The organism is Velazquezella soli, assembly GCF_977018685.1.
This window is the reverse complement of sequence record NZ_CDRNXF010000004.1, coordinates 1,597,910-1,611,255: the sequence shown is the minus strand read 5'-3', so window position 1 is coordinate 1,611,255 and position 13,346 is coordinate 1,597,910. Positions and strand designations below refer to the sequence as shown.

The 13,346-nt window shown below is 62.3% G+C and carries 12 protein-coding genes; 6 read left to right on the top strand and 6 right to left on the bottom strand.

What is annotated here, in order from left to right:
* Positions 1-184 precede the first annotated feature (184 nt).
* The 4 genes from AC0JZ8_RS11390 to AC0JZ8_RS11375 all read right to left on the bottom strand — a co-directional run bounded on the left by AC0JZ8_RS11390 (position 185) and on the right by AC0JZ8_RS11375 (position 3,597).
* Entirely contained in the window at positions 185-649 is a 465-nt protein-coding gene (locus AC0JZ8_RS11390; protein ID WP_062455551.1) for an SRPBCC family protein, read from the bottom strand.
* Positions 650-740: 91 nt separating this feature from the next.
* Positions 741-1,502 (bottom strand): ABC transporter ATP-binding protein, encoded by a 762-nt coding sequence (locus AC0JZ8_RS11385; protein WP_113167187.1) that lies wholly within the window; start codon positions 1,500-1,502, stop codon positions 741-743.
* Positions 1,499-2,500, bottom strand: coding sequence for a FecCD family ABC transporter permease (locus tag AC0JZ8_RS11380; protein ID WP_210311737.1), 1,002 nt, complete (start codon positions 2,498-2,500; stop codon positions 1,499-1,501). The genes AC0JZ8_RS11385 and AC0JZ8_RS11380 overlap by 4 nt, the downstream gene beginning before the upstream one ends.
* Before the next feature lie 71 nt (positions 2,501-2,571).
* A complete protein-coding gene (locus AC0JZ8_RS11375; RefSeq protein ID WP_471892526.1) occupies positions 2,572-3,597 on the bottom strand; it encodes an ABC transporter substrate-binding protein in 1,026 nt (341 codons plus the stop codon).
* 255 nt (positions 3,598-3,852) lie between these two features.
* Between AC0JZ8_RS11375 and mqo the strand changes: the two genes are divergently transcribed.
* The 4 genes from mqo (at position 3,853) to AC0JZ8_RS11355 (ending at position 7,599) form a co-directional block, all read left to right on the top strand.
* Positions 3,853-5,517, top strand: coding sequence for a malate dehydrogenase (quinone) (gene mqo / locus AC0JZ8_RS11370; RefSeq protein ID WP_471893359.1), 1,665 nt, complete (start codon positions 3,853-3,855; stop codon positions 5,515-5,517).
* 159 nt (positions 5,518-5,676) lie between these two features.
* Complete coding sequence (locus tag AC0JZ8_RS11365; RefSeq protein WP_174196380.1) at positions 5,677-6,384, top strand: glutathione S-transferase N-terminal domain-containing protein; 708 nt, start codon at positions 5,677-5,679, stop codon at positions 6,382-6,384.
* Positions 6,385-6,434: 50 nt separating this feature from the next.
* Positions 6,435-6,905 carry a GFA family protein gene (locus tag AC0JZ8_RS11360; RefSeq protein ID WP_325262141.1) on the top strand — a complete coding sequence of 157 codons (471 nt, stop codon included), beginning with the start codon at positions 6,435-6,437 and terminating at the stop codon, positions 6,903-6,905.
* Between the two features lie 157 nt (positions 6,906-7,062).
* A complete protein-coding gene (locus AC0JZ8_RS11355; protein ID WP_192086214.1) occupies positions 7,063-7,599 on the top strand; it encodes an SH3 domain-containing protein in 537 nt (178 codons plus the stop codon).
* Between the two features lie 4 nt (positions 7,600-7,603).
* Here AC0JZ8_RS11355 and AC0JZ8_RS11350 read toward each other — a convergent pair whose 3' ends face one another.
* Entirely contained in the window at positions 7,604-8,938 is a 1,335-nt protein-coding gene (locus AC0JZ8_RS11350) for a D-alanyl-D-alanine carboxypeptidase (RefSeq protein WP_062455530.1), read from the bottom strand.
* Between the two features lie 314 nt (positions 8,939-9,252).
* Between AC0JZ8_RS11350 and AC0JZ8_RS11345 the strand changes: the two genes are divergently transcribed.
* The gene (locus AC0JZ8_RS11345) at positions 9,253-10,542 is read left to right on the top strand and encodes a hypothetical protein (RefSeq protein WP_471892525.1); all 1,290 of its coding nucleotides are present in this window, start codon (positions 9,253-9,255) and stop codon (positions 10,540-10,542) included.
* Between the two features lie 42 nt (positions 10,543-10,584).
* On the opposite strand, the gene glpK is transcribed toward AC0JZ8_RS11345, so the two are convergent.
* Positions 10,585-12,078, bottom strand: a complete 1,494-nt coding sequence (gene glpK / locus AC0JZ8_RS11340) for a glycerol kinase GlpK (protein ID WP_471892524.1) — start codon at positions 12,076-12,078, stop codon at positions 10,585-10,587.
* 248 nt (positions 12,079-12,326) lie between these two features.
* On the opposite strand from glpK, the gene AC0JZ8_RS11335 reads away from it, so the two are divergent.
* Positions 12,327-13,277 carry a GGDEF domain-containing protein gene (locus tag AC0JZ8_RS11335; RefSeq protein WP_471892523.1) on the top strand — a complete coding sequence of 317 codons (951 nt, stop codon included), beginning with the start codon at positions 12,327-12,329 and terminating at the stop codon, positions 13,275-13,277.
* The last annotated feature ends 69 nt before the right edge of the window (positions 13,278-13,346 follow it).

The following is a 13,346-nucleotide window of genomic DNA, read 5'->3' as shown; positions in this document are numbered from 1 at the left end:
TCACCGGACAGACATCCCGCAAACCGGATTTTCTCGAACGGTTCGTTCGATTGAGTGGATAGGCAAAAAGGAATCCGTTTTCAGACAGTTGAAGGCAAACCCGGATTCACGTCGTCAGCCGCACCGTTGGCGGATTAAGGACACGAGCAATAGGGCCCAACAGCTTGAAAGGACTCGGTGAAACCTACATCTTCTTGGCAATCTCGGCCATCTGGTCCGCAACCACGCCCCAGCCTTGCTCGAACCCCATGTCCCGGTGGGCGATCATGTCTTCCTCGGCCCAGTGGACGGCAGTTGCCGTGTAGCGGGAGCGTCCGCCGCCGATATCCTCGAACGCGATGATGCCGGTCATGAACGGCTTGGCCGAGGGCACCCATCCGGCCGTATAGGCGTCGGTAAACACGAGCTTCCTGTTCGGCACGACTTCCAGATAGACTCCGGCATTCGGCACCGTTTCGCCTTCCGGCCCCTGCATCAGCACAAAACTCTCGCCGCCGGGGCGAAGGTCGGCGCGCGCCTGCGTCACTTTCCAGGGCAGCGGGCAGAACCACTCGCCGAACCGCTCAGGCGTCGTCCAGACCTTGTAGAGCTTCTCGGCCGGCACATCGAACTCGCGGACGATCTGCAGTGCGTAAGCGGCGTGTGTCATCCGTCTCTCTCCCGTGCGTGTTCAACGTGCTGAGGACATGAGCCTACAACGAATGCGTCGCAAGGGAAGCGCGAATACGAGGTTTTCGGATCTATCGCAGATAGTGGATATGCGGCCGCCCATGATGCGACGAGGTTTCCACCCGCGCATCGACCGAAAACACATCGCGCAGCAGCTCCTGCGTGATGATCTCCTCCGGTGTCCCTGATGCAACGATCTTGCCCTGCTGCAGGATGATCAGGCTGTCGCAGAACATCGCGGCGTGGTTGAGATCGTGCAGCGCGATCACGCTTGTGACCGGCAGACCGGCAACCAGCCGCATGAGGCTGATCTGGTGCTGGACATCGAGATGGTTGGTCGGCTCGTCGAGGATCAGTTCCTTCGGCGATTGCGCGAGCGCCCGCGCGATATGCACGCGCTGCCTCTCACCGCCCGACAGGCTCTGCCAGCGGTCGTTTCGTTTTTCCACCATGCCGGATCGTTCCAGCGCTTCACTCACAGCCTCGTCGTCGGCCAGCGACCAGCCCGAAAACATCGACCGGTGCGGAAAGCGCCCGAGCTTGACCACGTCGATGACCCGCAGGCTGGAATTGGTCGTCGCATGCTGCTCCACGAACGCCACCCTTTGGGCGATAGACCGACGGCCGATCGTGCCGATATCGCGGCCATCGAGCGTCACTTTGCCCGCATGCGGCGTCTTCAGTCCGGCGATCAGGCGCAAAAGCGAGGTCTTGCCGGATCCGTTCGGCCCGAGCAGCCCGACCATCTTGCCCGGTTCGGCCGCGAAGGACACGCCGTCGAGAATGGTCTTGCGGCCGATCTTCCAGCTGAGATTTTCCGCTTCGATGCTCATGACGACTTCTGGAACCGGTAGAGAATGACGGAGAAGAACGGCACGCCGACCAAAGCCGTGACGACGCCGATCGGCAGAACCTGCTGCGGGATCAGCGCCCGCGAGGCGATATCGGCCAGCACCATGAAGATTGCACCGACGATGGCGCAGGCCGGCAGCAGCCGGATATGCAAAGGCCCGACGATGAACCGCGCCGCATGCGGCACGACGAGACCGACAAAGCCGATCGTTCCGACCATCGAGACGATCGTCGCCGTCATGATCGCCGTCAGTGCAAACAGCACGATGCGCGCCCGACCGACATTGACGCCGAGCGAGGCGGCCGCCTCGTCTCCGAAGGCAAACGCGTCGAGCACCCGCGCATAGAACAGGCAGATGATCAGGCACACCCCGACGACGACAGACACAAGCATGAATTCCGGCCAGCGGACGCCGCCGAAACTGCCGAGCAGCCAGAACATCACGTCGCGCGCCTGCTGCGCATTGCCGGATGTGGTGACGATATAGGAAGTTGCCGCGTTGAACAGCTGCGATGCCGCAACGCCCGCAAGAATGGTGCGATCAGCCCCGCCCCGCGCGCCGTTCGACAAAAGCGCCACGAAGAAAAACGCCGCGAATGCGCCGGCAAAGGCACCGGCCGAAAGCGACACCGTTCCCGCGCCAAGCCCGAGAATGACGATTGCCACCGCCCCGGTAGAGGCGCCGGCGGAAATGCCGAGCACATAGGGCTCGGCCAGCGGATTGCGCAGCAGCGACTGCATGATGGCGCCAGACAGCGCAAGACCCGCACCGCAGAAGGATGCGACCAGCGCCCGGCTGAGGCGGTAGTCCCAGATGACCGTCTCGTGGATGCGGTTGAGCTCGATCGCGGTCCAGCCCAGCCGGTTGGTGATTGCGGCATAGGTCGTCGAAAGCGGGATCGGCAGGTCGCCGATACCGACGCTCACTCCGACCACGAGACCGATGGCGGCGAGCGACGCCAGCAGCAGGCCGAACAGGACGGCAAGCTGCCGCCCGTTCTGCCGGCCCGTATGCCGGCTTTGCTGCGGGATCGGTCGCTGCGTTTCGCTCACTTCAGGAGACCAAGCGCCTTGAGCTGCGAGGCCACCTGTTCGGCGCCGTAGATCGTGCGGATCGTCGGGTTCATCGCCTGACCGTCCATCACCACCATCGCCTTGTTCTTGACGGCCGCGATCTGGCTGACGGCCGGATCGGTGGTCAGGAACTTGATCTTGGCTTCCGGCTTGTCCAGTTCCCAGCGGTTACGGTCAAGATTGGCGACCACGATCACATCGGGATTGGCAGCGATAATGCTTTCCCATCCAAGCGTCGGCCATTCGGCTTCCGCGGTCACGGCATTCTTGCCGCCCAAGAGATCGGCGATAAAGCCGGACGCCGCGTTCTTGCCGCCGAGATAGGCATCGGCAGTCGGCGATGGGCTGGAGAACCAGAACACATAGGAAAGCGTCTTGCCGTCCTTGGCAACGCCGGACCGGAGGGCAGCCTCACGCGCCTTAAAATCGGCGATCACTGCATCGCCGCGATCGGAAACGTCGAAGATCTGCGAAAGCTCGGCGATTTCCTTGTAGAGAAGATCCATGTTCCACAGCTGGTCGCGGCTGCCGTATTCGTTCTTCACCTTTTCGGTGGAAAGGCAGGTGCTGGGCGAGATATAGGTGGGGACGCCGACTTTCTCGAAATCCTCGCGCTTGGCAACCTTGCTGGTCGGGCCGATCAGGCTCGGCAGCGCGGCGGCGGCAAAATCCGGGTTCTGCGCCAGAATGCTCTCGAATGTCGGGAATTCGACAGTCAGCAGCTTCACCTTGGCATTGGCTTCTTCCAGTTGCGGCAGAACCTTGCTCGGCCAGAAAGCGGTTCCGACCATCCTGTCCTCGAGCCCGAGCATCAGCAGGATTTCCGCGCTGTTCTGGCCAAGTCCGACGGCCCGTTCCGGGGCCTTATGGAAGGTGACGGAAGCGCCGCAATTGTCGATCGTCAGCGGGTACTGGGTTGCCGCCTCGGCAAGATCGGCAGTCGCGAGACCAAGAGCGGCGCAAAGGCCGGAGACGGCCAGAAGAGACTTAATCGCTGTCACGAGAGTGGTTCCCTATTGAAGGACGATGGGCGCACGCGCCCTATATCCACGCCGCCGGATCAAAACAAGATGAATTCAATCATCTTTTGAAGAACAGCCGCCGCGTCACGCTGTCCTGCCGACAAAATGCCGCAACGGGGGCTTGTCGGTCTATGATAAATCCCTTAGAGACCGCCGCGGGAGGAGCGAAACACCAACAATTCCGAGGTGGCGATGCCTTCCAAGAACAATAACATTTCGTCCTCCACAAGCGGCATGGCGGTCAGCCGTCGCCAGCTTCTCGGCTCCGCTGCGGGCGGCGCTGCTGCACTTGGCGCAACGACGCTTCCGAGCTGGGCGCAAACCACCTCTCCCGAAAAGACGGTCGACGTTCTCCTCGTCGGCGGCGGCATCATGAGCGCCACGCTCGGCGTTCTCATCTCGCAGCTCGAGCCGACCTGGACGATCGAAATGATCGAGCGCCTCGACAAGGTCGCGATGGAAAGCTCCAACGGCTGGAACAACGCCGGCACCGGCCACTCGGCGCTCGCCGAACTCAATTATTCGCCGATGGACAGCAACGGCAATGTCCAGATCAACCGCGCAATCGAAATCAACGAAGCGTTCCAGGTCACCCGTCAGTTCCTCGCCCACCAGGTGGATGTCGGCGTTCTGAAGGATCCGCGCTCGTTCATCAACTCGACGCCGCACATGAGCTTTGTCTGGGGCGAAGACAACACCGCGTTCCTGGCCAAGCGCTTCGAAGCGCTGAAGGCGAGCCCGCTCTTCTCCGGCATGGAATTCTCCAACGATCACGCCAAGATCGCCGAATGGGTTCCGCTGATGATGGAAGGCCGTGACGCGAACCAGAAGCTCGCCGTCACCTGGAGCCCGCTCGGCACCGACGTCGAGTGGGGCGAAATCACCCGCCAGTACGTGGCGCACCTGAAGGCCCAGCAGACGTTCACCCTGCGCACCTCGTCGGAAGTCGACGACATGCAGAAGAACGACGACGGCACCTGGACGGTCAGCTATTCCAACCGTGACACCGGCGCATCCGAAACGGTCCGGGCGAAATTCGTCTTTATCGGTGCCGGCGGCGGCGCATTGCCGCTTCTGCAGATGTCCGGCATTCCGGAAGGCGACGACTATGCCGGCTTCCCGGTCGGCGGCTCGTTCCTCGTCTGCGACAAGCCTGAGATCGTCGAACGTCACCTCGCCAAGGCCTATGGCCAGGCCGAGACCGGCGCTCCGCCGATGTCGGTGCCGCATCTCGACACGCGCGTGCTCGAAGGCAAGCGCCACATCCTGTTCGGCCCCTTCGCCACCTTCTCGACGAAGTACCTCAAGGAAGGCTCGCTGTTCGATCTGCCGGCTTCGGTCACGCTCGACAATATCTGGCCGATGGTCAAGGTCGGCACCGACGAGTTCGCGCTCGTCCAGTATCTCGCCGGCCAGCTGATCATGTCCGACGAAGACCGCTTCGAAGCGCTCAAGGTCTACTTCCCCAATGCCAAGGCCGAGGACTGGCGCCTGTGGCAGGCCGGCCAGCGCGTGCAGATCATCAAGCGCGATCCCGTCAAGGGCGGCGTGCTGAAGCTCGGCACCGAGATCGTCGCAGCGAAGGACGGCTCGATCGCAGCCCTTCTCGGCGCTTCGCCTGGCGCCTCGACCGCAGCCCCGATCATGCTCGACGTTCTGAAGAAGGTGTTCGCCGAAAAGCTGAAGACACCGGAATGGCAGGAACGCGTCCACACGATCGTTCCGAGCTACGGCCAGAAGCTGAACGAGAACCCGGACATGCTGGCCAAGGCATGGGCCGCCACGGAAGCCCGCCTGCAGCTGGCCATCGCCTCCCCGGCGGTCAACGCAGCAGCCGCCGCCAACCCAACGGTAACGCCCGCCGGCGACGTCAAGAAAGTCCCGGACATCGCGTTGTAATCGCGGCGGCCTGGACGGAATGAATGGAGCCGGGTGTCCGCAAGGACGCCCGGCTTTTTCGTGGTGCAATTCGGGCTGACAGCCACGGAAACGTTTCCTCTTTTCCACGGGCAGTCACCGAACTAGGGTGTTCTGGATAGTTCAACCCGAGGATCCCCCATGGCCGATCTTTCCGCTTATCCGATCACCACCCGCTGGCCCGCCCAAAACCCTCAAGTCCTTCAGCTCTATTCGACGCCCACGCCGAATGGCGTGAAGGTTTCGATCATGCTGGAGGAGACGGGCCTGGCTTACGAGCCGCATTTCATCAATATCGGGGCGAACGAGACCTGGGAGCCGGAGTACCTGTCGCTCAACCCGAACGGCAAGATCCCGGCGATCCTTGATCCGGATGGTCCCGGCGGCAAACCTCTGGCGCTGTTCGAATCCGGTGCGATCCTGATCTATCTTGCCGAAAAGACGGGACAGTTTCTGCCCGCCGACCCGGCCGGCCGTTACGAGGCGATCCAGTGGGTGATGTTCCAGATGGGCGGGCTCGGTCCGATGTTCGGCCAGCTCGGCTTCTTCCACAAATTCGCCGGCAAGGATTTCGAAGACAAGCGCCCGCGTGACCGATACGCCAAGGAGAGCGCCCGGCTGATCCGCGTGCTGGAAACCCGGCTCGCCGGGCGCGACTGGGTGATGGGCGACGAATACACGATCGCCGACATTTCCATGCTCGGATGGGTTCGCAACCTGATCGGCTTTTACGGTGCCGGCGACCTCGTCGGCTATGACGAGCTTGTCCATGTGCCGAAATGGCTGGAACGCGGCCTAGCCCGTCCCGCCGTGCAGCGCGGACTGGATATCCCGAAACGCCCCGCCTGACATTGTCAGCATGATGCGCTATCTCCTCGGGATCACCTGAGGAGATTACCATGCCGATCCCGAAACTGCCGATCGTTGGGTCCTGCCGCTGCGGCGAAATCCGCTTCCAGATCAGTGCAGCGCCGCTGGTCACGATGGCCTGCCACTGCAAGGGGTGCCAGAAGATGAGCGCCAGCGCCTTCTCCTGCTCGGCCGCCATTCCTGCCGATGGTTTCGAGTTCACAGCGGGAGAGCCTGTCATCGGCGGCATGCATGGCGACGATGTCCATCACTACCACTGCTCGCGCTGCAAGAGCTGGCTCTACACGAAGGCGACAGGGATGGACGGGTTCGTCAACATCCGGCCGACCATGCTGGACGATGCCGACTGGTTTGCGCCCTTCATCGAAACCTTCACCTCGACGAAATTCCCCTGGGCAAACACGGGCGCCACCCACAGTTTTGCGGAATTTCCGCCGATGGACGCTTACGAAGGGCTCGTCAGGGACTACCGGGCGCAGGCCGGGAGCGACGACCGATAACCCCATCGTGAGTGCATCGTGTTCCCGTTGGTGGCGTTGATTAACGCCCTGCTAACCACGACCGACTTGAATGCCGCAGCCGGCCTTAGCTGGCTGCAGCAACGATGGCGGGTTGATGAAAACAAACGGAAAAATCGGAACGCGCGCCAGAAGAGCCTTGCCCGCTCTCCTGGTCCTGATCGCCATCCTGGCACCGGTCGAAACGGGGGGCAGCGTGCCGCAGGCGCAAGCCGCGTTCAACGACGGCTGGAAGAAAGGCCGCTCGACCGGGTTTCCCATCCCCCGCTTTGTGTCGCTGAAATCACGAACGGCGCATATGCGGGTCGGGCCCTCGCTGGATCACCCGACATCCTTTGTCTATTCCGCCCGCGGCCTGCCGCTTGAGATCATCGAGGAATACGGAAACTGGCGGCGCGTGCGTGACCAGCAAGGCGCGAGCGGCTGGATGTTTGCAGCGCTTCTCTCCGGCAACCGCACCGCCGTGGTCGGCCCCTGGATCAAGGAGACGGTGCCGTTGCGCATCGCGCCCGCATCCGACGGGCGGCCGGTGGCGCAACTGCAAGCCGAGGTGAAACTCGATATCGTCAGGTGCGACGGCCGCTGGTGCCGCGCGCAATTGCAGAACCGGCGGCTTGCCGGCTTCGTCAGACAGGCGGATCTGTGGGGCGTCTATCCCGGCGAAACGATCGAGTAAGGCCTCAGCGCACCACGAAACAGGTCATCGACTTCGCCTGCAGCGAGGCGCAGGCGCTGGCGGCAACCTCCCGGCTGGCAAATCCGACAAACCGTGCGCGAAAATACTCGCGGGCGCCGTCCTTGTAACCCTCGACGCTTGGTGCCGCCGGGCCGAACCCGCCTGCGAGAACCGGCAGTGCCCGCTCCAGCATCGCGGTGGCTGCCCTGCGGCTGCCGGCGGCGGCAACCTGGATGCTCCAGCCTGCGGCGTTCGACGCGGCATCCACCTGCGACGCAGCGCTCGACGCATCGGCGACCCGCGCGGAAGGCAAGGGAACCGGCGGTTCGATACCGGTGCGCGACTGGGTTCTGCCGCCGGCACTGGCAGCGACAGTCCTCTGGCTCGACGATGCCATGCCGGGCGAAATCTGACGGCGCGGCTGTTCGGCATAGGAGAGGACCTGGCCCGCCGCCGGAGCTCCCGCCTGGCCCCCAGGCTGGACGCCGGGACGCTTTTGCGGCTCCGCCGTTGCCACAAGCGCACCGCCTGCCGGCCGCATCGGGTTGGTATACTGATCGAGCAGCGCCGCCATCTGGTCGTCGCGCTTGCGGGCGGACTTGCCGCCCATCACCACGCCAATATAGCGCTTGCCGTTGACGACAACGGCGCTTGCGAGATTGTAGCCGGACGCGTTCACGAAACCGGTCTTGATCCCGTCCATGCCGGGATAGCGGTACATGAGATTGTTGTGGCCGCGGATGGTCCGGCCGCGGAACACGAACGACCGCATCGAAAACAGCTGGTACTCGCTCGGATAGTCGCGGATCAGCGACAAAGCCAGGATCGCCATGTCGCGGGCGGTGGTGATCTGGGCCGGATCCGGCAGGCCCGACGCATTGCGGAACACCGTCTTCGACATGCCGAGCGCCCGGGCTTTTGCCGTCATCATCGTCGCGAACCGTTCTTCCGAACCGCCAAGACGATCGCCGAGCGCCGCCGCCGAGTCGTTGGCGGATCGGATGCCGGTGGCAAGCACCGCCTCGCGCACGGACAGCGTCTCGCCGGGCTTCAGCCCCAGCTTGAACGGGATCTTCGACGCCGCGTTCGGCGTCATGACGATCTGCTCGTCCCAGGTCATCCGGCCGCTCTTGATCGCCTCGAAGGTGAGATAAAGCGTCATCATCTTGGTGAGCGACGCCGGGTGGTTGAGCACGTCGCCATTTTCGGACGCAAGAATCTTGCCCGCGCTCACATCATAGATGAAATGCGCGTAACCTGCCTGCGCCTCGGTCCGGCCGGCAGCGACCGCCAAGCATGACACCAGAAAAAACGACAGAACACGCAGCAGCCGAACCATTCTACACCTTCTCGAATTTGCGGTGCGACCATAGGCGAGCGATACCGGCATGAAAATGGCGCTGCCGAATTTTACCCGGTATGATGTGTCTTTTTATGGGACACCGGTCGGACGGCGACCGCGGCCTGCGCTGATCCAATCGGAACGGATCGTCGTGCCAAGATGATAAATAAGCAACCTGTCCGTAAGATACGGCTCAAACTGCGGGCAGACGAAAGCGCGAGAAATAAATCCTGAGCGATTGTCGATGAATACATCGATCTGCTAAGAACAGTTCCACAAACCGGAGGCGGTTGACGGGATTGGGGCAGCCATTGCAGACCTACAGAGAAAACAACGACGCCGACAGGCCGGCAAGCATAGTCTTGTTTGCCGCAACGCTTTTGAATACGGCCCTTGCTTTCTCCAACAGCCTACTGTTTCCGGTCAATTCGACTATCGCGTCCGTCGCTCAATTAGCGATTACTGCAGCAGCGATTGCTGTTGCTGTCCTGCGGCGGCCGCAGCTTCCGTTGAGCTTCTGGATCGCCTGCGCCTGCCTTGCTGTTTTTGCACTCTTGGCGTCGATCTGGAACGAGCTCAATTCGAAACATTACTACGACCTGATGGTCATCCCGATCTTTATCATCTTCGGAAGTGTCATCAGGCAATTTCCGTTCAAGGCCTTCAAGCTGATCATCGCTGCGGTCGGTGTCATCTGCTTTCTGGATGCGTTCCTGGTCGGCCTCTATACCACGCTGTTCAATCCCCTCTCGTTCTTCCGCAACACCCGCGTCTGGGTCTCCGACCAGCTCGCCAGCGGCTCGGACGAGATGGGGCTTTATCTCGGCGCCAACCGCGGCGGCGGAAGTTTCTTCGGCTTCCTGACCGATCACCGGATCGGTGGACCGTTTCTGGAACCTCTGTCGCTCGGATATTTCGCAGTCGTCGCCTGCATGTTCTTCGCCGTCTGGTTCCGGCACTACCCCTGGCAACGCGCGGGCGCATTTGCCGCCTGCCTGGTCCTGGCACTTCTGGCCGACTCGCGTGTGCCGTCCGCCATGATCATCCTCTTTTTCGGCCTCTCATGTCTCCAGTCGCATATCAGAATGGCATGGTCGGCTTGGGGTCCGGCCATCGTGCTGGTCGCGGCATTTTTCTTCTACATGATGAGTGATGGCCGGCTTGCCGAGTCCGAAACCCCTCGACGCATCGCCATCACATTCGATGTCGTCACCAGTACCAACATCTTCGAGTTGTTCTCGGGCGCCTTGAACGTGAGCCGGTTCGGCGACAGCGGTATCCTCTATCTCGTCTACGCTGCCACACTGCCAGGCATGTTGCTCTGCCTCTACCTCTTTTCAGGCGTCCTGAGTTCGACCCGCCTGACACCGCCGATCCTGCCACTGATGGCATCGATCTACATCACCACGACGGCGCTGTTCGGCGGCGCGTTTCTCTCGATCAAGACGTCCGCACTTTTGGGAATCATGCTCGGAGCAGCATCGGTCGGCGCAGTTCGTTCCAAGTCGAAAGCACGATCGATGCGGAAACAGCCGGCTCCATTCAGTCAACCCGGCTACAAGCCCGACCTGGGAGCGGTCGGTCAACAAGCGACAAATTGACTGGTGCTAGATAAGCAAGAGGGCTGGGGCCAAAATCCCCCCTCACCCCTTCGTCAACGTCCGCCTCACCGCGTCCTTCCAGCCCTTGATCTTGGCAACCCGTGTCTTCGGGTCCATCTCCGGCTCAAACCGGCGTTCTCTCGCCCAGCTTTTGGCAAAAGCCTTGCGGTCTGGCCAGACGCCGGCCTTGGAGCCGGCGAGCCAGGCGGCGCCAAGGGCGGTGGTTTCGAGGATCTTGGGGCGATCGACCGGTGCGTCGAGGAGGTCGGAGAGGCGCTGCATCGTCCAGTCGGAGGCCACCATGCCGCCATCGACCCTCAGCACCGTGTCGCCGCTGCGGTTCTTCCAGTCGCGGCACATGGCGTCCAAGAGGTCGCGGGTCTGGTAGCAGACGGCTTCGAGTGCCGCGCGGGCAATTTCCGCCGGTCCCGTCGCTCGTGTGAGGCCGAACATGGCGCCGCGCGCCTCCGCATCCCAGTGCGGCGCGCCCATGCCGGTAAAGGCGGGCACCAGATAGACGTCCTGCTGCGGATCCGCCTTTGCGGCGAGATCTCCCGATTTTGACGCCTTGTCGATGACGCCGATTCCGTCGCGCAGCCATTGCACGGCAGCGCCCGCGATAAAGATCGAGCCTTCCAGCGCATAGGTCGTCTCGCCGTCCAGCCGGTAGGCGATGGTGGTGAGCAGCCGGTTTTTCGAAGGCACCATGTCGCGTCCCGTGTTGAGAACGGCAAAACAACCGGTGCCATAGGTGGATTTCATCATGCCCGGTTCGAAACAGGCCTGGCCGATCGTTGCCGCCTGCTGATCGCCGGCAACGCCCAGGATCGGGATCTCGGCGCCGAACAGGGATTTTTCCGTCACGCCGAAATCGTCGGCGCAGTCCTTCACCTCGGGCAGCATGGCAGCCGGGATCTTGAGGATATCAAGCAGCGACTGGTCCCAGGCATTGTCGGCGATATTGTAGATCAATGTGCGCGAGGCATTGGTGGCGTCGGTGACGAAGCTTTTTCCCCCCGTCAGCCGCCAGATCAGAAACGTATCGATCGTGCCGAAGCAGAGTTCGCCCTTTGCGGCGCGCGCCCTCGCCCCCTTCACATTGGACAGCAGCCAGGAAAGCTTGGTGCCGGAAAAATACGGGTCGAGCAGCAGGCCGGTGCGCTTCGAGAAGGTCTTTTCCAGACCCTCGCGTTTGAGCTTTTCGCAATAGGATGCGGTGCGGCGATCCTGCCAGACGATGGCGTTGTGGATTGGCTTGCCGGTCTCGCGGTCCCACACGACGACGGTCTCGCGCTGGTTGGTGATGCCGATTGCGGCGATCTGCGATGCCTCAAGGCCTGCGGCCTTCAGCGCCTGCTTGACCGTCACGAGAACGCTCTCCCAGATCGCCTCCGGATCGTGCTCCACCCAGCCCGATTTCGGAAAGATCTGCGGAAACTCGGTCTGGCCGACACCGGCGATCTGCATTGTTTCGTCAAACACGATTGACCGTGTCGACGTGGTTCCCTGATCGATCGCCAGGATGTAACCCGCCATGCTGCCCTCCCTCACCATTTGCGCGTTGATCACGGTTTGAGCAGATGCCGCCGTCGCCGTCAAACCGCAACTCCCCGCCATGGAGGCTGGAATCGAGCGGGTGCCGCACCGTTATCCACAGGATCAGAGGCGAAACTGCTAAATTTCGCATTTGCCTTTTTGAGCGAGCGCCCTCTTTTGGACGCACCCATAGCTTTATGCGGTCTTTGGACCCCGCAGGGGGACTTGTATCTTCAAAAGGAGCCGGGATGAATCCGACCCCCCCGATGGCGCTGCAGCCTTTCAGGAAATCACTGACGGCCAAGATCTTCATGATCTGCTTTTTGTCCATCCACGTGCCCTTGATCGCCGTGATCGCCTATCTCGCGATCGGTTTCGAAACCCAGCCGCTCACGCTTCTTCTGTTGCTGCTCGGCGCCACGCTGATCGGCACCTTGGCCTGCCTTTCGGGCCTCTGGCTGCTGCTGCGGCCACTTCGCAGCCTGACGCGCGCGGTCAAAACCTATCGCGACGAAGGCCAGCCGGTACGGATGTTTTCCAAAGCCGATGATGAGATCGGTGTGCTCGCGACGGCTGTGACCTCGATGGTCGCCGAAGTCGAAACGCTGATGCAGAAGCTGCGCCACCAAGCGATGACCGACCCTTTGACCGGGCTTGGCAACCGCCGCTGGCTGAGCGAACGCGTTGCGCAGGAACTGGCACGCGCCGAGCGCCAGGCGGAACCGATCTCGGTCATCCTGTTCGACCTCGACAAGTTCAAGACCATCAACGACAGTCACGGACACGATGTCGGCGACCAGGTTCTGGTGGCAGCCGGCGAAATCGCCACCAATTATGTCCGCCCCTACGATCTCGCGGCGCGGATCGGCGGCGAGGAATTCTGCATCGTCTTGCCGAAGACGACCGAGACGGAGGCCGCCGATATCGCCGAGCGGTTGCGCGCAGCACTCGCAAAGACCACTGTCACGCCGCTGGCTCAAGGACGTCTCACCGCAAGCTTCGGAGTCTACCAGGGCGAGGCCGGCGAGAGCTTCGCACAGATGCTGCGGGTGGCCGATACGCTGCTCTACGACGCCAAGCAAGGCGGGCGCAACCGCGTGCGCCAGGCCGCCAGAAACACGGCCGGCAACCCGGCGCGATCCCCGTCTCATGCGCAGGCGACCCATGCCGCAACCGGTGCGGGCAAGCCGGCAAACTGAAGCTTGCTGCAAGGGCAAGGCTGGCGCCTGGCCCTTGCTCGCTCCCCTTCTTTCGGCTCTCCTTGGCAA

Bases quoted from the DNA above. Each gene is read 5' to 3' on its own strand.
- AC0JZ8_RS11385 (WP_113167187.1), bottom strand. From the start codon at position 1,502: ATGAGCATCGAAGCGGAAAATCTCAGCTGGAAGATCGGCCGCAAGACC.
- AC0JZ8_RS11360 (WP_325262141.1), top strand. From the start codon at position 6,435: ATGCCGATCCCGAAACTGCCGATCGTTGGGTCCTGCCGCTGCGGCGAA.
- AC0JZ8_RS11350 (WP_062455530.1), bottom strand. From the start codon at position 8,938: ATGGTTCGGCTGCTGCGTGTTCTGTCGTTTTTTCTGGTGTCATGCTTG.
- AC0JZ8_RS11335 (WP_471892523.1), top strand. From the start codon at position 12,327: ATGAATCCGACCCCCCCGATGGCGCTGCAGCCTTTCAGGAAATCACTG.
- AC0JZ8_RS11365 (WP_174196380.1), top strand. From the start codon at position 5,677: ATGGCCGATCTTTCCGCTTATCCGATCACCACCCGCTGGCCCGCCCAA.
- glpK (WP_471892524.1), bottom strand. From the start codon at position 12,078: ATGGCGGGTTACATCCTGGCGATCGATCAGGGAACCACGTCGACACGG.
- AC0JZ8_RS11390 (WP_062455551.1), bottom strand. From the start codon at position 649: ATGACACACGCCGCTTACGCACTGCAGATCGTCCGCGAGTTCGATGTG.
- mqo (WP_471893359.1), top strand. From the start codon at position 3,853: ATGGCGGTCAGCCGTCGCCAGCTTCTCGGCTCCGCTGCGGGCGGCGCT.